Origin of the sequence: Burkholderia semiarida (genome assembly GCF_029268935.1) — a bacterium.
Lineage (GTDB): Bacteria > Pseudomonadota > Gammaproteobacteria > Burkholderiales > Burkholderiaceae > Burkholderia > Burkholderia semiarida.
In genome coordinates this window covers 146,768-166,519 of sequence record NZ_JAHLCL010000010.1, presented here as the reverse complement: position 1 = coordinate 166,519, position 19,752 = coordinate 146,768, and the positions used below count along the sequence as shown (strand labels likewise).

17 protein-coding genes, 1 tRNA gene and 2 riboswitches are annotated in these 19,752 nt (G+C 63.2%); of the genes, 9 read left to right on the top strand and 9 right to left on the bottom strand.

Annotated elements, in window-relative coordinates; translation table 11 throughout:
* Position 1 precedes the first annotated feature (1 nt).
* The 5 genes from gcvH to KPB06_RS33660 all read right to left on the bottom strand — a co-directional run bounded on the left by gcvH (position 2) and on the right by KPB06_RS33660 (position 4,954).
* The gene (gene gcvH, locus KPB06_RS33680; protein WP_059580605.1) at positions 2-382 is read right to left on the bottom strand and encodes a glycine cleavage system protein GcvH; all 381 of its coding nucleotides are present in this window, start codon (positions 380-382) and stop codon (positions 2-4) included.
* Positions 383-509: 127 nt separating this feature from the next.
* On the bottom strand, positions 510-1,628 hold the full coding sequence (gene gcvT / locus KPB06_RS33675) for a glycine cleavage system aminomethyltransferase GcvT (RefSeq protein ID WP_059580608.1): 1,119 nt from the start codon (positions 1,626-1,628) through the stop codon (positions 510-512).
* A gap of 83 nt (positions 1,629-1,711) precedes the next feature.
* A riboswitch (glycine riboswitch) is annotated at positions 1,712-1,845 on the bottom strand.
* Between the two features lie 34 nt (positions 1,846-1,879).
* A riboswitch (glycine riboswitch) is annotated at positions 1,880-1,981 on the bottom strand.
* A 114-nt stretch (positions 1,982-2,095) separates the two neighbouring features.
* Positions 2,096-2,461, bottom strand: coding sequence for a hypothetical protein (locus tag KPB06_RS33670; protein WP_027811833.1), 366 nt, complete (start codon positions 2,459-2,461; stop codon positions 2,096-2,098).
* A gap of 209 nt (positions 2,462-2,670) precedes the next feature.
* Complete coding sequence (locus KPB06_RS33665) at positions 2,671-3,723, bottom strand: oxidoreductase (protein WP_059580610.1); 1,053 nt, start codon at positions 3,721-3,723, stop codon at positions 2,671-2,673.
* Between the two features lie 523 nt (positions 3,724-4,246).
* A complete protein-coding gene (locus KPB06_RS33660) occupies positions 4,247-4,954 on the bottom strand; it encodes an SGNH/GDSL hydrolase family protein (RefSeq protein ID WP_059580613.1) in 708 nt (235 codons plus the stop codon).
* Positions 4,955-5,266: 312 nt separating this feature from the next.
* Between KPB06_RS33660 and KPB06_RS33655 the strand changes: the two genes are divergently transcribed.
* Positions 5,267-7,354 (top strand): UvrD-helicase domain-containing protein, encoded by a 2,088-nt coding sequence (locus tag KPB06_RS33655; protein ID WP_059580615.1) that lies wholly within the window; start codon positions 5,267-5,269, stop codon positions 7,352-7,354.
* 111 nt (positions 7,355-7,465) lie between these two features.
* On the opposite strand, the gene KPB06_RS33650 is transcribed toward KPB06_RS33655, so the two are convergent.
* Positions 7,466-8,353: a c-type cytochrome gene (locus KPB06_RS33650; RefSeq protein ID WP_059580617.1), complete on the bottom strand. Its 888-nt coding sequence runs from the start codon at positions 8,351-8,353 to the stop codon at positions 7,466-7,468.
* 251 nt (positions 8,354-8,604) lie between these two features.
* Between KPB06_RS33650 and KPB06_RS33645 the strand changes: the two genes are divergently transcribed.
* From KPB06_RS33645 to KPB06_RS33610, 8 genes are all read left to right on the top strand, one after another.
* Positions 8,605-8,680, top strand: a tRNA-Arg gene (locus KPB06_RS33645).
* 317 nt (positions 8,681-8,997) lie between these two features.
* On the top strand, positions 8,998-9,939 hold the full coding sequence (locus tag KPB06_RS33640) for a hypothetical protein (protein ID WP_275920598.1): 942 nt from the start codon (positions 8,998-9,000) through the stop codon (positions 9,937-9,939).
* A gap of 128 nt (positions 9,940-10,067) precedes the next feature.
* The gene (locus KPB06_RS33635; protein ID WP_275920597.1) at positions 10,068-10,358 is read left to right on the top strand and encodes a helix-turn-helix transcriptional regulator; all 291 of its coding nucleotides are present in this window, start codon (positions 10,068-10,070) and stop codon (positions 10,356-10,358) included.
* Positions 10,358-11,830: a DUF3987 domain-containing protein gene (locus KPB06_RS33630; RefSeq protein ID WP_275920596.1), complete on the top strand. Its 1,473-nt coding sequence runs from the start codon at positions 10,358-10,360 to the stop codon at positions 11,828-11,830. The genes KPB06_RS33635 and KPB06_RS33630 overlap by 1 nt, the downstream gene beginning before the upstream one ends.
* 140 nt (positions 11,831-11,970) lie before the next feature.
* Complete coding sequence (locus KPB06_RS33625; protein ID WP_275920595.1) at positions 11,971-13,044, top strand: hypothetical protein; 1,074 nt, start codon at positions 11,971-11,973, stop codon at positions 13,042-13,044.
* A gap of 137 nt (positions 13,045-13,181) precedes the next feature.
* Positions 13,182-14,306, top strand: a complete 1,125-nt coding sequence (locus tag KPB06_RS33620; protein WP_275920594.1) for an inovirus-type Gp2 protein — start codon at positions 13,182-13,184, stop codon at positions 14,304-14,306.
* 1,249 nt (positions 14,307-15,555) lie between these two features.
* A complete protein-coding gene (locus tag KPB06_RS33615; RefSeq protein WP_275920593.1) occupies positions 15,556-16,011 on the top strand; it encodes a hypothetical protein in 456 nt (151 codons plus the stop codon).
* 169 nt (positions 16,012-16,180) lie between these two features.
* Positions 16,181-16,639 carry a hypothetical protein gene (locus KPB06_RS33610; RefSeq protein ID WP_275920592.1) on the top strand — a complete coding sequence of 153 codons (459 nt, stop codon included), beginning with the start codon at positions 16,181-16,183 and terminating at the stop codon, positions 16,637-16,639.
* 146 nt (positions 16,640-16,785) lie between these two features.
* Here the strand turns inward: KPB06_RS33610 and KPB06_RS33605 are convergent, their stop codons facing one another.
* The 3 genes from KPB06_RS33605 to KPB06_RS33595 form a co-directional block, all read right to left on the bottom strand.
* Positions 16,786-17,127: a hypothetical protein gene (locus KPB06_RS33605; protein WP_275920591.1), complete on the bottom strand. Its 342-nt coding sequence runs from the start codon at positions 17,125-17,127 to the stop codon at positions 16,786-16,788.
* A 13-nt stretch (positions 17,128-17,140) separates the two neighbouring features.
* On the bottom strand, positions 17,141-17,455 hold the full coding sequence (locus tag KPB06_RS33600) for a hypothetical protein (protein WP_275920590.1): 315 nt from the start codon (positions 17,453-17,455) through the stop codon (positions 17,141-17,143).
* Between the two features lie 202 nt (positions 17,456-17,657).
* Positions 17,658-19,487, bottom strand: coding sequence for a cell wall anchor protein (locus tag KPB06_RS33595; protein ID WP_275920589.1), 1,830 nt, complete (start codon positions 19,485-19,487; stop codon positions 17,658-17,660).
* Positions 19,488-19,752: the final 265 nt, after the last annotated feature.

The window sequence follows — 19,752 nt, the reverse complement described above, 5'->3', positions numbered from 1 at the left end:
ATTAGTCGATCAGCTTGCTGTAGGCGTCGGCGTCGATCAGCTTGTCGGTCGATGCGCCGGCCGCGAGCTTGATCTTGAAGAGCCACACGCCGTACGCGTCGCCGTTCACTTCTTCGGGCGCATCGGTGGCGGCTTCGTTGATGGCGACGATCTCGCCGGACACCGGCGAGTAGATGTCGGATGCCGCCTTCACCGATTCGACGACGCCGACGGCGTCGCCCGCGCTCACCGACTTGCCGACTTCGGGCAGCTCGAGGAAGACGATGTCGCCGAGCGTGCTCTGCGCGTGATCGGTGATGCCGACCGTCAGCGTGCCGTCCGCCTCGGTGCGGATCCACTCGTGTTCGTCGGTGTACTTCAGATCGGCCGGGACGTTGCTCATCGGATGCTCCTGGATAAAAGGGTTTGTTCGTTCTGCTGGCGCGCCGCCATGGTGCGCCGGATGGGGTTGCGCCGGGCGCCATCTCCCGGCTTGCCGGGAGGCGGCCTGCCGGGCCGCTTCTCGGTCGTTACGCAGCGAGGACCTTGCCGTTGCGCACGAACGGCAGTTTTACCACGCGTGCGGGAAGATGCTTGTCTCGAATTTGCACCTGGACGGTGTCGCCGATCTGGACGGCTGCCGGCACGCGCGCGAACGCGATCGATTCCTGCATCGAAGGCGAGAACGTGCCGCTCGTGATCTCGCCTTCGCCATGCGACGTGACGACCTTCTGGTGCGCGCGCAGCACGCCGCCCGCCTTGCCGTTTTCCTTCTGCAGGATCAGGCCGACGAACGCGGCGCGCGTGCCGTTGGCTTCGAGTGCGGCGCGGCCGACGAAGTCGCGCGGCGCGGTGAGGTCGACCGTCCACGCGAGGCCCGCGTCGAGCGGGGACACGGTGTCGTCCATGTCCTGGCCGTACAGGTTCATGCCGGCCTCGAGGCGCAGCGTGTCGCGCGCGCCGAGCCCGCACGGGCGCACGCCGTTTTGCTGCAGCGCATGCCACAGCGCTTCGACGTGCACGGCCGGGACGATCACCTCGAAGCCGTCCTCGCCGGTGTAGCCGGTGCGCGCGACGGTGAGATCGCCGAACGGCGTGCCGGCAACCTGCGCGGCGTTGAACGGCTTGAGCTCGCTGGTGGCCGCGCGGGCGGCGGGCACCGTCGCCCAGACCTTTTCACGGGCGTTCGGACCCTGGACGGCGATGATCGCGAAATCGCGGCGCGGCGCGATCGTCAGGCCGTAGCCGCCTTGCTCGTTCAGCTGGTTGAACCACGCGATGTCCTTCTCGGCGGTGCCGGCGTTGACGACCACGCGGAAGAATTCTTCGGTGAAATAATAGACGATCAGATCGTCGATGACGCCGCCCTGCGGGTTGAGCAGGCACGAGTAGAGCGCCTTGCCGGGCGTCTTGAGCTTGCCGACGTTGTTCGCGATCGCATGCTCGAAGAACGCGCGCACGCGGCTGCCGGTGAAATCGACGACGCACATGTGCGACACGTCGAACATGCCGGCGTCGGTGCGCACGGCCGCGTGTTCTTCGATCTGCGAGCCGTAGTTGACGGGCATGTCCCAGCCGCCGAAGTCGACCATGCGGGCGTTGAGCGCGCGGTGCGCGGCGTTGAGCGGGGTGTGATTCAGTGCAGTCATCGAGGCCTCAGGCAAGGCGCTTGCGCGCGGATCAGAACGGCCATGTGCCGACCGCCGCGGCCGATGGCCTCGAGCGATCCGGTACATGCCCCTCTGTCCTCGATACCTGAGAGATTGCGCTGCGGGCCAAGCCCGGCGAACGCGCGCCCCTTCGGTGGGCAGCTTGCCCGCGCAGCCGATGCGCTGCGGGCTACTGCCGCTCTCCAGAGTGCGGGGAGCGTATGGCCCGCGCAGTGCGCGGACGCGATTCCCCGACGCGGTCGGTCCTTTTGCCTGAGAGTTTGCGGGTGTGCCCCTTCGGCGGCGCAACCGGTGTCGGAACACCCGGTCACACGCTCTCCCGACGCGTGCGGGCGACTGTACGCGAGCGGGTGGGCGTTGTCAATTTGAGCAAAAGAATGTCGCTTCGCGACAAGCGGCGGCAACGGGCGCCGCCGCTTTTCTTTGCTCCGGCAGGCGCCGGCGCGTTATTCGCCGATCGCGCGCGCGGCCGTGTCGAGTTCCTGGTTCAGCACGCGCTGCTCGTCGCCGGACAGGCCGCCGTTGTGCTGGGCCGACATGTCGTTGGCTTCCTGGCGGATCACGTCGAGGCGGTGGTGAAGCTGCGCGCCGTAAGGCGGCGGGTAGTAGCCGCCGTTCACGCGCGCGTCGATGCGGCGATGCAGGTTATCGATCCGGCCCTGGACCTCCTGCATGCGGTCGTTCGCGACGACCTGCGGATTCGGTCGCGGCGGCGGCGGCGCCTGCCGGGCCGGCCGCTGCGGCTGCACGATACACGCCGCGAGCGAGGAAACCAGGACGCAGCATGCCGCTGCGCGAATCAACCGTTGCATCACATTCTCCTGACGGATAGGTGTCGAATCGACTTTTTGAGAAACGCGTCAGACCGGACGACCGCTGACTTTCGTTCCCGCACCATTTGTAACGGAATGTTCCGGCCGTGCCGACGGGGCGGGGCGGCGGCAGACGGCAGCGCCGCCGCCGGCGCGTGGCGGCGTGGCGCGATGGGCGGCCGGGCCGGTGCCGCCCCGGCCGGCGCCCGTCAGACGATGCGGCGCACGAACGGCAGCCGGCGGCCGTCGTGTTCGCTCTGCGCGGCGAGCTCGATGATCGTCATCACGTCGACCGCGTCCTGCGCGGTGACGGGGAAGGGTGCGCCGTCGCGGATCGACGCGGCGAGCGCGCGGTAGAACTCCGCGTACTGGCCGTCGAGCGTCGGCACCGGACGCTCGACCTCGACCTCGCCGTCGAGCACGCGCAGCAGGCCGGGCGGATTGCCGCCGCCGAATTCGACGTCGTCCGCGGTGAGGCCGGCCTTGAGCTGGTCTTCCTGCGTGTCGAGCCCGAATTTCTGGTAGCTGCCGCGCGTGCCGTGCAGCGTGAAGCGCGCGGGCTCGATCGCCGACAGCGCGCTCGCATGCAGCGCGACGTCCTTGTCCGGATAGCCGAGCAGCAGGTGCACGAAATCGGGCGCCGTGCCGTTGTCGCGGCGCGTCTTGACGGTGGCGCTCACCGTTTCCGGCGTGCCGAACAGCGCGAGCGCCTGGTCGATCAGGTGCGGGCCGAGGTCGAGCAGCAGGCCGCCGCCGCGGGCCGGTTCCTCGCGCCAGCGCGTGCGTGGCGTCGGCCGGAAGCGGTCGAAGTGCGATGCAAAGTAGGTGAGGCGGCCGAGTTCGCCCGATTCGACGATGCGGCGCACGGTGAGGAAATCGCCGTCCCAGCGGCGGTTGTGGAACGGCGCGAACAGCCGGCTGCGCGCGTTAGCGAGCCGCGCGAGCGCGAGCGCCTCGTCGGCGGTGAGCGTCACGGGCTTGTCGACGACCACGTGGCGGCCGGCTTCTAGCACCTGGCGCGCGAGCGTGAAGTGGGTGTCGTTCGGCGTGGCGATCACCACGCATTCGATGTCGTCGAGGCCGAGCAGCGCGTCGAGGTCGGGGACGATGCGCGCGCCCGGATACGCGGCGTGCGCGCGATCGGGCTGACCCGTCGCGATCGCCGCGACTTCAGTGCGGCCGCTCGTGGCGATCACGGGCGCGTGAAACGTCGCGCCGGCGAAACCGAAACCCATCAAACCAATCCTGAGCAATGACGACATGGCAATTCCTGGCTGCGAAGGAAACTAAAGGATGGCGCGCCGGAGCGGCGCGAAGACGACCGGCTATTTTGGCATGGCGGCGTCGCTTGCACAGACGTGTCGGGCGAAACGCGCGAGGCGGAGCGGCGCTTGCGCAAGGAATGCCGGCATTTTGCGCGGGACGGGGCGCAGTGCGGTACGGTTGACCGGGTCCGGCTCTCGACTGCCCGCCTCCAGCTCCCAGCTTCCAGCTTCCAGCTCCGGGCTCCGGGCTCCAGGCTCCAGGCTCCAGGCTCCAGGCTCCAGGCTCCAGGCTCCAGGCTCCGGGCTCCGGGCTCCGGGCTCCGGGCTCCGGGCTCCGGGCTCCGGGCTCCGGGCTCGGCTCGGCTCGGACGCGACGCGGACCCGGACGCGGACCCGGACCCGGACCCGGACCCGGACCCGGACCCGGACCCGGGCTCGGGCTCGGGCTCGGGCTCGGGCTCGGGCTCGGCGCGGCGCTGCTCGGCGCTCCGAGCCGCCAGCGGCCTCATCGCGTGCCACATCATCCGCCCACCCGTTGGCGCATGGCGGCCGCGACCTGCGCGGCCCACACCGCGCACGCGGATGCGCCGGGATGGAAGCCGTCGGCGGCCATCAGATGGCGTTCGAGCGGCAGGTCGACCCGCAGGAACGTGCAGTGCGGCTGCGCGCCGGCCCAAGCCGCGAGCGCCGCGTTGAGCCGCCGCGCGCGCCGCCCGAGATACCACGCGAGCGGCTGCGGCAGCGCCGGGAAGCGCTCCATCGGCGGCACCGCCGACAGGATCGCGTGCCCGACCTGGAAGCGCGTGCCGAGCAGCTGGACCAGCTCGGCCTGCTGCGCGACCCAGCGTGCGGGCGGCACGCCGCCCGTCACGTCGTTGACGCCGAGCGACGTGACCGCCACGTGGAACGGCTCGGCCGGTTCGGTGGCGAGCCAGTCGACCAGCTCCCGCGTGGTCAGGCCGGTGCGCGCGAGCAGTTTCCAGCTCACGCGGTGCGTGGCCGCCAGCGCGTTCGCCAGTTGCCCGGCGAGCGCATCGTGCTGCGTCGCGACGCCGACGCCCGCAGCGGCCGAATCGCCGACCACCAGCACGCGCAGCGGCGGGCCGTCGCCCGCCACGCCGCTGCGCGGGCCGGCCGCCTCGGGCAGCCGCGGCGTGACGCGGCGCACGTAGCGCCCCTGTGCGAACAGCAGCGGGCCGAGGGCGGCGGTGGCGAACGGGTATCCCATGAGGTCGATCCGGTGAGGGTTCAAGTGAGTCGAAGCGGCGCGGCGCGAGGTGGCGCGGGAGAAGGGCCTATTGTGTCCGATCACGGCGCCGACAGGGCCCGATTGGCCGAGCGGCCAGCCACGACCACGCCGAACGGACAGGGGGCGCCCGCCCGGCGAGCCCGCGCGCCCCCGTCCGGCGGTGCGCCCGAAATACGCGCCGCCGACGTGTTAACATGCGCGTCCTGCCTGCGTGTCCGCCTGCTTCGCCAGCCTGCCGCGCACGGCATCCTCCCGGCGTTCCGCCGTCAACCCGCAACACCATCCGCCATCATGTCAGCAGGCCTCAATCCCGCTCAGAACGAAGCGGTGCGCTATCTCGACGGTCCCTGTCTCGTGCTCGCCGGCGCGGGCAGCGGCAAGACCCGCGTGATCACGCAGAAGATCGCGCACCTGATCGAGGCGAAAGGCTTCGAGCCGCGCCACATCGCCGCCGTCACGTTCACGAACAAGGCGGCCGCCGAAATGCGCGAGCGCGTGTCGAAGCTGCTGGAAGGCAAGACGCTCACCACGCCGGGCAAGGAAGGCCGCAAGGTGCCCGTCAACCAGCTCACCGTCTGCACGTTCCACTCGCTCGGCGTGCAGATCCTGCGCCAGGAGGCCGAGCACGTCGGCCTGAAGCCGCAGTTCTCGATCATGGATTCGGACGACTGCTTCGGGATGATCCAGGAGCAACTGGGCACGACCGACAAGGGGCTGATCCGCAAGATCCAGAGCATCATCTCGCTGTGGAAGAACGGCCTGATCATGCCCGACGAGGCGATGGCGATCGCGGCCAACGAGGACGAGCATCAGGCCGCGCTGGTCTACCGCAACTACGTGGCGACGCTGCACGCGTACCAGGCGGTCGACTTCGACGACCTGATCCGCCTGCCGGCCGAATTGTTCGCGAAGAACGAGCAGGTGCGCGACCGCTGGCAGAACAAGCTGCGCTACCTGCTGATCGACGAATACCAGGACACCAACGCGTGCCAGTACGAGCTGCTGAAGCTGCTCGCGGGCCCGCGCGCCGCGTTCACGGCGGTCGGCGACGACGATCAGGCGATCTACGGCTGGCGCGGCGCGACGCTGGAGAACCTCGCGCAGCTCGGCAAGGATTTCCCGAAGCTGCACGTGATCAAGCTCGAGCAGAACTACCGGTCGACGGTGCGGATCCTGACCGCCGCGAACAACGTGATCGCGAACAACCCGAAGCTGTTCGAGAAGAAGCTGTGGTCCGAGCACGGAATGGGCGATTCGATCACCGTCACGGCGTGCAACGACGAGGAACACGAGGCCGAATCGGTCGTGTTCCGGCTGTCCGCGCACAAGTTCGAGCGGCGCGCGCAGTTCCGCGACTACGCGATCCTGTACCGCGGCAACTTCCAGGCGCGCATCTTCGAACAGGTGCTGCGGCGCGAGCGCATCCCGTACGTGCTGTCGGGCGGGCAGTCGTTCTTCGACAAGGCCGAGATCAAGGATCTGTGCGCGTACCTGCGCCTGATCGCGAACGCCGACGACGATCCCGCGTTCATCCGTGCCGTCACGACGCCGCGCCGCGGCATCGGCAACACGACGCTCGAGGCGCTCGGCTCGTTCGCGGGGCAGGCGAAGGTGTCGCTGTTCGAGGCCGTGTACATGGGCGGGATCGAGGCGCGGCTGTCGGCGCGCCAGGTCGAGCCGCTGCGGATGTTCTGCGACTTCATCCAGCGCCTGACCGAACGCGCGGACAAGGAGCCGGCGACCGTCGTGCTCGACGACATGATGGAGGCGATCCACTACGAGGCGTACCTGTACGACGCGTTCGACGAGCGGCAGGCGCAGTCGAAGTGGCAGAACGTGCTCGAATTCCTCGAATGGCTGAAGCGCAAGGGCACCAAGCCGGAGACGGAGGCCGTCGACGGCGAGGCCGAAGGTTTCCACAACGCGGACGGGCTCGCCGATACGGGCAAGAACCTGCTCGGCCTGATCCAGACCGTCGCGCTGATGTCGATGCTCGAGGGCAAGGACGAGGACCCGGACGCCGTGCGGCTGTCGACCGTCCATGCGTCGAAGGGGCTCGAGTATCCGCACGTGTTCCTGGTCGGCGTCGAGGAAGGCATCATGCCGCACCGCGGCGGCAGCGACGACGACGGCCCGATCGACAACGAGCGGATCGAGGAGGAGCGCCGGCTGATGTATGTCGCGATCACCCGCGCGCAGCGCAGCCTGCACCTGAACTGGTGCAAGAAGCGCAAGCGGGCGCGCGAGACGGTCGTGTGCGAACCGTCGCGCTTCATTCCCGAGATGGGGCTCGACGAAGCGCCGCCGCCGACGCCGGAAGAGGCGCCGATGTCGCCGAAGGATCGGCTCGCCAGCCTGAAGGCGTTGTTGCAGAAGTGACGTGGCGGCGCTGCCGCGCGCACGAGGGCGCGGCGAACCGGCAACCCGAAAACGAAACCCCCGCGATGCGCAGGCGCCGCGGGGGTCTTTTACGGATGGCCGGGTGAGGCGTTACTTCGACGCGTTGACCATGTAGTCGACGGCCGCCTTCACGTCGGCATCCGACGCGTTCGACCCGCCCTTCGGCGGCATCGCGCCCTTGCCGTGCAGCGCGTAGTTGTAGACCGTATCCATCGATTCCTTCAGGCGCGGCGCCCAGTCTTCCTTGCTGCCGAACTTCGGCGCGCCGAGCACGCCGGCCGCGTGGCAAGCCTGGCACACCTGCGTATACAGCGCTTTGCCGGCCGATGCGGCGTCGGCGCTGGTCGGCGCGGCCGCGGGCTTTTCGCCGGCCTTCGGGATCGCGGCGATCGCGGCCATGGCCGCGGCGGCCTGCGCGTTCGATGCGTCGGCGCCCGACGCGGGTGCGCCGCTGGCGGGTTGCGCCGCGTTGGCGGCCGGCGCGGCCGGTTCGGGGAAGTTCGCGCCGTCGTTGTTCGCCATGTAGACGATCGCGCGGGCGATTTCATAGTCGCTGACGTCGTCGGGGCTCGTGCCGCCGCGCGGCGGCATCGCGCCCTTGCCCGCGAGGGCCGTCTTCAGCAGCGTGTCGAAGCCTTGCGAGATGCGCGGCGCCCAGTCGTCCTTGTTGCCGAATTTCGGCGCGCCGGCGGCGCCGGTGCCGTGACAGGTCACGCAGACGGCCTTGTAGACTTCCTCGCCGGTCTTGTACGTGCGGGGTGCGTTGGCGTCCTTCACGTCGACCTTCGCGATCGGCGCGATACGGGCGGCGACCTGCTCGTCGGATAGCGCGTCCGTGCCGGCGCCGGAACGGAATGCATGGTTCGCGTAATTGGCGAACAGGACGATCAGGACGATCGGAATCGCGAACGACGCGATGATGACGGCAATCAACTGCCCGGGGGTTTTGACGGGAGATTCGTGGGGTGCTTCGCTCATGCTTGCCTCGTCTCCGTGAATAGGAATTGTGAGCGCGGTGCAACGGCAAAATGGCAGTCCAATGAAGCACGGACGATTATAGACGGAACGTTTACATCACGGCGAGCGGCGCGATGGCGCGTGTTTACCCGCACGGATCGCGCTCTGACGCCGATTCGTCGGGCAAGGTGGACGCGTCATGGGAAACCGGGTATCCTTGCCATCTTGCCAATCGTGGACGGCCTGTATATGGGGTCGTTTCACTGTCTCACGCGCCCGTAGCTCAATGGATAGAGTACTGCCCTCCGAAGGCAGGGGTTGCTGGTTCGATCCCAGCCGGGCGCGCCAAAAATATCAAGCAAATCAACGAGATGGTGTGTGGCTTTTTCTGCTGCTAATTTCTGTACGGAAACGGTACGGAAATTCTTGACTGAGGAAGGGCGTTCTAGACACCCTCGCTAGTTCTGGTTGCAGCTTGTTCGTATATTCTCAACGATTCCTAGCGGCGCTATTTGAGCAGACCTTGCCCAAGCGACGGCGCCCAGGAAATCGATACGCTGTTGCCGTTGGCCCACTTCAAACCGAGGTCGTTCGCCTCACCGCCGCCCTTATCTCTTGGTTTCCAGCGTTACCATTCCGGAATTATTTTCAAACGGAGTGGGAAGATGTCAGCAGTCGTCGAGTTCGGGGACGAGGCGCTCATCAGCTTGTGGGACCTCGCACGTGCCATCGCGCGCGTCAAGCAGCCGGTTGCTGCTGAGGGGACGATAGGCATCGATTGCGTGGTAATGAAACATTGGGACACCGGAATCCCGCACTATTCTACCGAAAGCACCGACAGTTTCCCCGTCGATGTGCGCACCTCTGTGTCGGGCAAGAAGACCCTTTGGAACTCGTCTGAACTGAGCGATGAAGAACGTCATCGTTTGGCAGAGCTCTTGCCGCAGCTTCCGGAGGTGCGCTATCCAATGGACGAAGTTCAGCGTGAGCAGTTCTTGACGGCGTATCGTGAACTTGTCGATGGGCGTTGGAATTGGGAGCCCTTTTTGCCGACCGAAGCCGATGTGGCTCGGCAGCAAGCCGCGCGGCAAAAGCTTCAGTTTGACCAAATCAACGCATTGCGAGACGGGTTCGAAAGCGGAAAACTCGTTGTCTGTGACGCGCGACATGTCCCTATTAAAAGAATCACATTTACCTCCGAATGTTTCGTCTCTAAGCGGACCGCCATCGAATACCTGGAAGGAATAGGCGTTCCCTACCAAATAGCGTCGCAGGCACACGAAGGCCGGCAGACGTCAACTAAGAATGAGGCGGCGACTCTGCTCAAAGTGGCGCAGCGTGGCGACGTTTCAAAAGCAGAGATGGGTAGGCAATACGCCCGGCGGCCTATGTGGACGATCGAGCGGTATCAAGAGTTTGTCGAGTATCGTCGCACACACAGTGCGAAAGCCACTGCAGCTAGGTTCGACATCTGCGAGCGCAACGTGCGTGAGAGGATGAAGCTCTGGAATACTCACCCACAGAATCCAGCCTACATGTCCCAGGTAATGACGGGCGGGCCGAAGCGGGAGGGGGCCGCCCGGCCCCCTTCCGAAGCCTTATCCTGAAAGACGTTCGCAGACAATATTGATCGGCCCCTGGGGGCCGCTTGCATTCTCTATCGCGCCGGCGCTGGCCGGACCTTGCAGACGAGGAGTGTCCATCCCCGTCTGCCTAAACCGTGATGGAGATGTCAATGAACAAACCTGCACATGATGTCGCTCAGCCATATCTCTCGCCGAGCCGCCAAAACACGCCTGTTGATCCGGCGCTGGTCGCCCACCAGCCAGACAAGGCGCTCCGCGTTCTTCGAATCAAACAGCTAATCGAGCGGACCAACCTGTCGCGCGCAACCCTGTACGCGCTCATGTCGAACGACCTAACTTTCCCTCGCAAAATCAAGCTTACCGCGCGCTCGGTGGGATTCTTGGAGTCCGAGGTCGACGCGTGGATCGCAGCTCGCGCTGATTCGCGGAATGCAGCGTAATGGGGGCCGTTGAAATGTATTGTGTTCCTCACGCGTTGATGGTCGTTCGCGCGGGCGCGATCTCTCAGGCGCTCGGTGGCACCCTACTTGGCCGCATTTGCGACGAGTTGCAGCAGGCCTATCGAACTGCTTCAGACCTGACGCTCTTTCTCGTACTCGGAATGGTGACTCTGGCCTGTCAAGACGGTTGCTTCCTCCGTTTGCGGGACGGGCGGCTAATTCCATTGACTGGCTATTACGTCGCGGCTGCACCGCCTGTTAGCGGCAAGTCCGTGCTGCTCACGCGTTTGCGCGAGGCCTTCTCGAAGGCCGAGGCGGAGGCTGCCGCAGAAACGGAGCAGCATCGTCGTCACTACGACGCGGACCGCCATGTGTGGAAGGCCCGCGTTCGGCGCCTGACTCGCGAAATTGACGATGCGATCGCGGCCGGCAAGGACGTCTCGAATTTGAGTGTTAAGCTCAGTGTGCTGCTCGTCGACGAACCGCGTCCGCCACGAAAAGCATCTTGGCTAGTCGAGGATGCGACTGTGCCGGCGCTACGCCGCCGGCTGCATAAGACGTGGCCGTCCGCCGGCATTGTGCAAGACGAAGGGATTCGCTTCCTTAAAAGCAAGCTCTCGAGCACTTTCGCAGACTTGTGCACGCTGCACGATGGACGCCTTGCGAGGAACGAACGCATCACGACGGGCACCGACTCGGTCGGACATGCGTTCATGTCGATTGTGATCGCGACTCAACCGGCTCCGCTATATGAGTACCTGAACAAGCACGGCGGGGACGCGTTCAACACGGGATTCCTCGCGCGCATGCAGCTTCTCGACGCGCGGGAAACGGCCCATGCGCGAATTCTGATCGAACGCACGCTGCGATACAAAACGCTTGAGCAATATGACGAACGTGTTCTCGCTCTGTTACGGGACGCACGTAAGCGCATGCGGAAGAGCGGCGACTTCGAGCCGGTGGTCCTCGAGCTATCCAAAAGCGCTGGCGAGATGCTCCGCCAGGTACCACCGCTGGTCGGGATGCGGCTGAGGGGCCCCGAAAGGGCCCCGCAGATGGACCCATACTTGGGCCGGCTGCCCGTGTTGATCGCTCGGCTCGCAGGTGTCCTTCACCGGTTCGAAGGCCTGGAAGGCGCGATCGGCGAGCGCACGATGAGCGCCGCCATCGAAATCGGACTGTGGCTTGCGGAGGAGACCAACAAGGTCCTCATGCGTTCGCTAGAGCCTTCGCCTGCCGACAAGGCCGACATCGATATCCTCGTGCATGTCCTCAACATGCACGCCTTGCATCGCCGCCGCCAGTTCATCACCCGCACCGAGCTAAGGGACATGGCCCCAACATTCGGCCTTGACGAGGCGCGTTGCAAGCGTGCGCTGGATGCTTTATGTCGCGCAGGCTGGGTATGGATCGAAAGCCGGGGTAACGCGTCGCTTATCCGAATGTCGCCAGCCTTCTTCCCTGCCAACTGAAACCTGATACTGGATCGCCCGTACGGACGCCACGCGCGCCGTGCGGCGGCTTATGCCCGGTGCGGTGGCGGCGGTCCGCCTGCACATTGCCGCGTCGCAATATGAATGACGAATGCACCGGGTGACGAAAAGGATTTGAAATGAATCAATTTCTAGACTCCACCATCGACCGCAAGGAGAACGTTGTCGACAGAGCAGCCCCGTCGACAGGCTTTCCGAATGGCCCGTCCCACTTCCTAGCTATTGCGCTCGCGATTGTCACCACGCTGACCTCTACCGGCATTGCCGTCATGTCTGGTTTGCAACGGGCTGCAACGGTTCCGGCGCAGGCTGCCTGCGTTGCGCTTGCTGTGGCGGCCGTTGTCGGCGCGCATCTGTTGCCGGCAGTGAGTCGCGGAAAGTCGATCTTCGCCCGCTACTGGGGGATGGCGTTATCCGCAGCGAGCCTTTTGGTGGCGTTGTACGGACAGGTATCTTTTTTTGTTGTGACACAGCAAAAAGCTGGGGAGCAACGGGCTGAGACAGTGACGGCCCAGCTTTCAGCACCAGAGTGGGACGGCGCAGTTCCTCGTACTCTAATGGCGATTGCGGCCGAAGAGCAACAGATTCGAACGATGCTGGCGATCAACGATTCCCGACGTTGTTACGCCGACTGCCCGGAGAGGCTCAAGCGTCACGACGTCCTTGATGCGCGTCTTCGGGCGCTCGCGATTGAAGAGCATGAGGCGAGGCGTCGTGAAAACGAGATCGACCGCCGGGCCGACTCGTTCGCGCGACTGCGCGACTCGGCGCGCGAGGATCCGGCGACTGCTCGACTCTCGCGCGCGACTGGCATCGACGAAGACACGCTGAATCTGGCGGTCGCGCTTGTGTGCGCATGTGTCCTCGACTTTACCGGTGGCTTTTGCTGGTTTTTGGCGCTTGGTCGTAGTCGTGTGGAGGGCGAGGCGAACGAGGCGCCGGTAGTCGTGACGACTAGCGCCAGTCGCAGCGGACTCGCCATCAGTGAAGATGGGCCGGCTACCGCTCCTGAGCCGGACGTTACTTATAGTCGGCTGCTGCAACTCGTGCACGATGTCGCAGCAGGCAAGGTCCGTCCCACGATCGACGGCATTCGCGAGCACTTCAACTGCGCGCAGAAAACTGCGACGGACCTCCGGCGTCGGTATTACGCGCTGTATCAGGCCGTCCATTCCGCTGCGCCGCAGATATGAAGGGGATCCCCATGCCGATGCATAGACTTACTCGCCGCGAAACTCCGTGGATCGCAAGCGACGCCCGATATGTGTACCGCGATAGCGGACAGCAGACGTGTCAGGCAGCATTGACGTACAGTCTCGTACGCCGACGGATGCTGGATCGGATCGAAGACGACATGATGCGCGCGGTCGTAGAGCAAGGTGGACGGCGCGTTGAGATCCTCGGAAATTCGGTGGGCGCGTTGGCGAGCACCGTTCGCCGCATGGACGCTCTCGCGCAGGCGATCGTCAACACCGACGGCCGGGCGTTCGATTTTGAGCGACGCGAAGACGGCAAGCTGATTCGGGTAGAGGAACGCGCATTGGCGCGGTATTACCCGCATCTGCGAAGCCTCGTGCTGGCGGTAGTCGATCCTGAATTGAACCTCAGCCGTTTCAAGCTCCCCGCTTATGCGCAGCTGTTCCACGATGTGGCCGCCTACTACATGGATCGGTTTCCGATCCTCCACGAGTGTTTGGCCAAGCTACCGACATATTTCGACACGACCGCACATCAGTTTTCGGGCGAGATTGCGGATGGACTGTTCGATCTGCTTCGCCGCGAGGCTCGGGTACGAGGAGCGGCCACCGAAGATGTGCAACGCACTTTCGATGCGAATCGTCGACTGCGGCGTATGCAACGATTCACAGACGACTGCTTCTCGCGATCCCGAACACTATTTGTGATGCGGATAGAGTGTGCTTACCGTCCGCCAGAGCGGCCCGAGCAGACTGTCACGGTGCAGCTTGAGCAGACGAAGGACCACCATGCCACGTTTGTCAACCGGCTGCGGGCCAGTGCGAAGTTTGCTGCCGTTGCGGTTGGCGGCATCTGGTCGCTCGGGTGGGGAGAATACAAGGGGCATCACTATCGCTGGACGTTCCTTCTCGACGGCGATTTGGTCTTCGATGCGGCGGAATGGGCAAAGCTCGTCGCCGAGGCTTGGACTGGTGTTGTTCGCGACAACGACGCGTATGTACGCATTCCGGGCGTAAACGATGCGCCCTCCGCTGTTACCGGGCTCCTTCGAGTCGACGATGTGGAAAAGATGAAGTTGCTCAGAGATGAACTCGAGTATCTCGCGTTCAGCAACAACCTTATCCAGTTGAAAGAAGCCGATGGGGTCCGCTCTTGGGGTACGTGGGTTCCCGCGAACACGCGCGGAGACCGCCGTCGTAAGGCGCTGAAAGAAGTATCGGGAGAGAGCGGCGCTGAACGGCGCGACAAGGCATCGTAGGTCAGTGCAAGGGGGCTAAGCGCAGTTTGTGGATAGCGCTTGCTTCCTTGACGATGATGGACTCAAGCGGCGATCAATAGTGCTGGCGCCCCTACGAAATGTGCGATTCTTGAAAATCGCACATTTCGTAGGCCACTCGCTGACCCAGCGGCGGTTAGTGTTAGGCTAAGGAGGCGCACGCGTCCAGACGGGCACCGGAAGCGCTGGTCCAGCGATACCGCAGCGCCTGCTGGCTTATCGGTCCATCGAGCGGCATATTTCACAAGTAGTACTGAACCGTGGGAAAGAGGCGCTCAGGATGCGTCGCGTCGACGTGCTGCATGGATACCGGCCGCGCTTGGCGCTGACTTCGCCGCGCGCCTGATACAAACAGGGAAACACGTTCCCCCTCGGAGAGGTCACGCAGCACACAACAAGCTACTCCCGTTCGAACGATAGGGCGCTTGCGCCCGATAGTTTGCACGGGAGTTGCTTGTGAATAAAAGTTTTGTTTTGGTATAAAAAATTATCGTGCTGTACATGGTTTGAACCACCCCCCACTCCGAGTGAGACTTACCAGCGAAGCTAGGTAAGGCGAACGAGGCTGGATAGCGGAGCTATGCCCTTGGCATAGCGTAGCGTTACCACATTATCGGTGACCATCAAAGGTCACCGAGTAACTCTATTAGCGGAACGAGGACTACTCGTGGAGCGTCAACCGATCGAGTTCCCTTGAAGGGACGAGATCTGACTTTACACTAGCGAAGTGCTCGACGCGCCTTGTGGGCGCTGAGGGCACGCAGCGTAGTCTTCTGCTCGAAGTGGTCGCGACGACCACGAGACTGATCTTCAAAAATTGAGCAGTGTATCGAGCCCGTCCGATAGGGCAATCGAACGTCATCCTTTACTGCGCGCATCATGGCGATCTTCGGACCTAAAGCAGCCGAACGTTGCGGATCTTTCCGGTCTGATTTCATCGACATCTTTATTCAATCCGATTGGCGGTACCGATGACCGAGAATTCCGCACGCATAGCGTCAGTGGGCCTTACGTGGCAGGGGCTTGCGAGGGCCTTCAGAACCGTTGCCCACGGGTTCGTAGCAATCGAGACAGCGGATGGTGTGAATTACGTTGAGTACGACCGGTAACACCTTGACGAACCGCCTCCGCGATTGCGGTGTGCAAGACGTCTCGACAAGCGCGTCCATGTTAAATTTGCGGATGCGTTTCGAATTCGAACCGCACATTACTTTAAAGATCGGGGGGCGGTATGGTGACAGTGATAGCAAACGGGGAAGTCGATCTGACGGCAGCATTTCTAGCATCCGATGTGCGAACCTGGTTCCACCGTGTGGTACCGGGACTTGTGCGCGATGCGGAGTACGTTTGTTCGATCAACATAGACGGTATTTCCTTTGACTTTTCTGTACTCGTCGTTAAGAAGGTGCTTGGCTCGGACGACAATCGTCGCCTAATTGCGCTGGAAGCAGGGCGCTCTGACGCGGCCATGTCCTACCATTCCGAAATTCACTCCTGCGAGGTCGAGCTGTTAGGCCTCAGCAGCGACATTTCGACGCTAGATTGGCCGGAGACCGAGAATCCTGTGCTTGCAAAAGTGGCAGCTATCGCCAAGTCTCGTCCGCGCATGATTACGCCGAATTTCGCTGGAAAGGGTGAGTTCGCGGCCGATGGCACGCCTGTCATTGTCATGAAACCGACGAACTAGTCCATTGCTGGCAGGAGCGCGAGGTGGCCGCACATTTGACACGCTGTGTTCGATAAACCTCGCGCAGGCGTACTGCACGCGCATTCGAGTCTTAGCTGTCCTCGGTCGGCAACCTGATCGGGTTTCAAGCGGTTTGTTACGAGGTCGACGTCCGGCGGATAATGGGCGCATGGCACTCGGGTTCAGGGAGGTCGAGGGGCTACACCTTGGCGTCCGCCCTGGCGCTCCGTCTGCAATGACCCGAAAACGGAACGTTTTGGATATGACTGCACTTGCTTTCGAGGGAGAGCTGGAGTTCCCCGACTACCCGACCGACCTATTGTTCGTGAAGCGCTTCATCTTGCGACCGGACGGGACGCTCGCGTTCCACATGGTTGCGCAACACTTCAGTGGCAACCTGGAAGTTTCGGGTACTACAAAGCCTGCTGACGAGGTTTACGGATGGAAGACCGCGACAACCGCGAACTTTGTCGGCTCGAAACGATCGCTTGAGGTAGAAATCTCCGTTTCCCGTGCGATAGTCTCACCCGACGGAAGCTACTGTGATGTAGCCGGCGTCTGGCATGACAAAGGGAGCGGCGAAAAGTGGAAGTTCGAGGGCATACTGGAACCATACCAGAGCCAATGATTCCAGCTGTGGTCTCACGGCTGTAGGGCTTGCCAACTGTACCGGTTCAAAGAGTATGTGGTTCGCTTTTGCATCAGATGGACAAAAAAATCAGCGACGAGGCGAGCCGCAGGGAATTTCCCTGCGCCCGTTGTGCGCGTCTGAGATTACTGAGATGTCGAGGCTGCGACGCAGTTGCGATATGCAACGATATCGAAATCGTCCTTCTTCGCCCATCCAGCGAACGCATACGCCGGATTCTTCGCGTAATAGCGTGCGTCGGCGAGCTTGATGAAACTGCTCTTTCGGGCAATCACGTAGTATGCGCCGACTTCCATGATCTGCTTCGATTCGGACGTCACATTGGGTTCCTTATAGACCGTGACCGGATGTACGAGGGCGAGGCTGTAGTTCGGCAACGTCTTTGTCTTTGTATAGACGCACGTGGTACCAGCATGGACGGTTGTGAACGCACAGGCAGCAGCGAGCAGCGCAAGGATCTGTTTCATAGTCGATTTCCTTTCAAAAAGAGAAGTTGAAGGTGCCGTCGTCGGTCTGGATGGCAACGCTCTTTACGGTGTCGCATGACGACAGAATGTCGACCGTATCGCTCAAACCTTTCGGAATCGTTCGAGGGAATCGTTCGAGCATGTTCAGCGGGCACTCGCCGTCGTTGACTTTTACGCCGCTGATGGTCACGTCTTGATCGATTGCGGTGAGGCGCAGGCGGGGTATCTCGGGGAAGGCGGGATTGTTGGTTAGCCGGACCTTCAGGTGACTGTCCGAGCAACCGCCGAGCGCGAGCACGGCGCAAAGTGATGCAATGAGCGTTTTCATGGGTTTGCTTGTCGATTGAGATCGAGGTGGGAAAGCCGATGTGGCGCCCCGTAGAAAAAAGCGCCGACCGGTGAGCCGGTCGGCAAAATGGTTCTGGCGATCCGAGGGTGATGTGTGCCAGAACCCAGGTACCGAACCCCACGTGAGGTTGCTCACGGTGAGCGCAGGGTGACATGCATGACAATTGGCCGCGCGGGCGTAATCAGTTGCTGTATTGCCACGTATTTGTGTAATACAGGCCGTCGGCGTTCCAGCCAAGCTGGACGTTGCGTGAGACTTCCGCGTTCAGTCCTTCAAGCGTCGCGCCAGACTGGGTTGTGAGCGTCTCTGAATACGAGCTGCCGTTCGCTATCTGCGTTCCCCAGTCGAAGACGCTATACGCCTCCTGTGGCGCGATTTGGACGCCGTTATTCACGACTGCGGCCTGCACCGCGCCGATCGACGTCCAGAAGTTCGGGTAGGCCGCGCTGCTCGCCGGAACCGTCCAGTCGAGCTTCAGCGACGAGAGCGCGCTCGTCGTCGCCGAACCGCCGGCTGTCAGGAAGTTGGCAATCACGTCGCTGCCGAGCGTTTGCCACGGCACAAGTGGGCCTGCCGCTGCCGTTACCTTCGGACCGACGTTGATCACGTTCTGGGGCTGACCGATCGGGGCGCCGCTCATGTCGAACAGCGTGACTGTGTACTTCGAGAACTGCGGCACTGATGTCAGATCGACTTGCTGCGCGGCATAGTCAGCAGTGGCCGGGGACGGAAAGGTTCCCCCGCTCAACGAAGTCCACGACCACTTGTATTGCGTGGTCGTGCCATTCGACTGTGAACACGTGGAGCATCCTGTCCAGGGTGCGGTCAAGGGCGTCGAAGGAATCGTTAGATAGGGATTGAATGCTCCATCGCCAGCATTGCTCGCAGCGTTCAGCAGGTACATTCCGTTCGCGGGTAGTCCTGGGCCCTGCACGCGCGCTGACCCCACCGGGGTCGAGACGCCGTTGGCCGTCACCCTGCTCGGGACGTGGATGTTGAGCCCCGCTTCGTAACGCCCGTTGCCCGCATCGGCACTGTCGGTGAACTGAACTCGGCCGAGGAACGACGCGATGTAGATGTTGTATTGCTCCTGGTTACCGATGATGTCCCACCTTCCGCTTGGCAACTGCTGGACGATGTCGCTTGCGAAGTTCGGCCTGCCATCGGCACCCGTGAACAGGAAGTACACGAGCGCTGCCTGGCTACTGATGGCGGGCAGCGTATTGGCAGGAAGGAACGCGACAGTTTTCACCCCGGTCAATGTTGAGCCGGTCGCGAAGAGGCCGGAATGGCGGTTCTGCATCGAACCGTAGCCGTCGTTCAGGTAGCTCGCGTCGATCGCGCTCGTGCAGGCCGATGACGTTCCCGCCATGCACTGCCCGAGTGCGGTCAGCAGCCCGGCCAGATAGTTGGCCGGTTGCGACGGCGCCTTGAGCTGCGTCGAGACCGTGGTGTTGCGGTTCAACGGAATCGCCGCATCCGGGTCAGCGAGGCTGGCGAGTTGCAGTCCGGTACCAGTCGCAGAGGGCGATACCCTGACCGAGTCGATGACAGCGTCCGCCCCCGTCTGGTTCGTCGCGAAGGTCCCGCCGATCGGATCGAACGATGTGGCCGACAAACCGTTCGCCGAGAGGATCTTAGCCAGTGCCGAGTCGAGCTTGGCGACGGACGCGCTCACGACGGAGGGCTGTATAACAGACGAGTTACCCGCCAGCGTGCCCGGATTGCCATCGGTGGTGAGGAACGCCGCGACGGCCGTTGTCAGCGGTGTGACGTTAGCGATCACGGGAGCGCCGTTAGTCGTGGCCTTGCTCGCAACGATTGAATAGAGCGTGCTCGTGACGCCTGTTGGGTCTGTCGCCGTAATGACGAAGGGCGCGGTGAGCCCCGACAGCGGGATGCTATAGCTGCCATCGGCGCCCGAGGTGGTGGCCACGGTCTTGCCGCTCGCGTCGGTGACGGTCACGGCGGCACTAGCAAGGGCATTACCGAAGGCGACCGTACCAGACATGACGCTAGCGGTTGTCGCAGGCGAACTGTCGGCGGAGTTGACCGAATTCGAGCCGCCCCCTCCGCCGCATGCGGTTAGCAAAGCGAGCGAACTCACAGACGCGCACAGTGCATGCCGAATTCCCGAGGTACTGAATCTGTTCTTCATTCTTCTGTCCTTTCAAATGACGTGAATGTAGTGTTTACTCGACAAAGCAGGGCGCGAGCCGATCTAGGCTGTACGCCCCGGAGCTGCTATATCGGCTTGATGCAGAAAAACTGAAGAG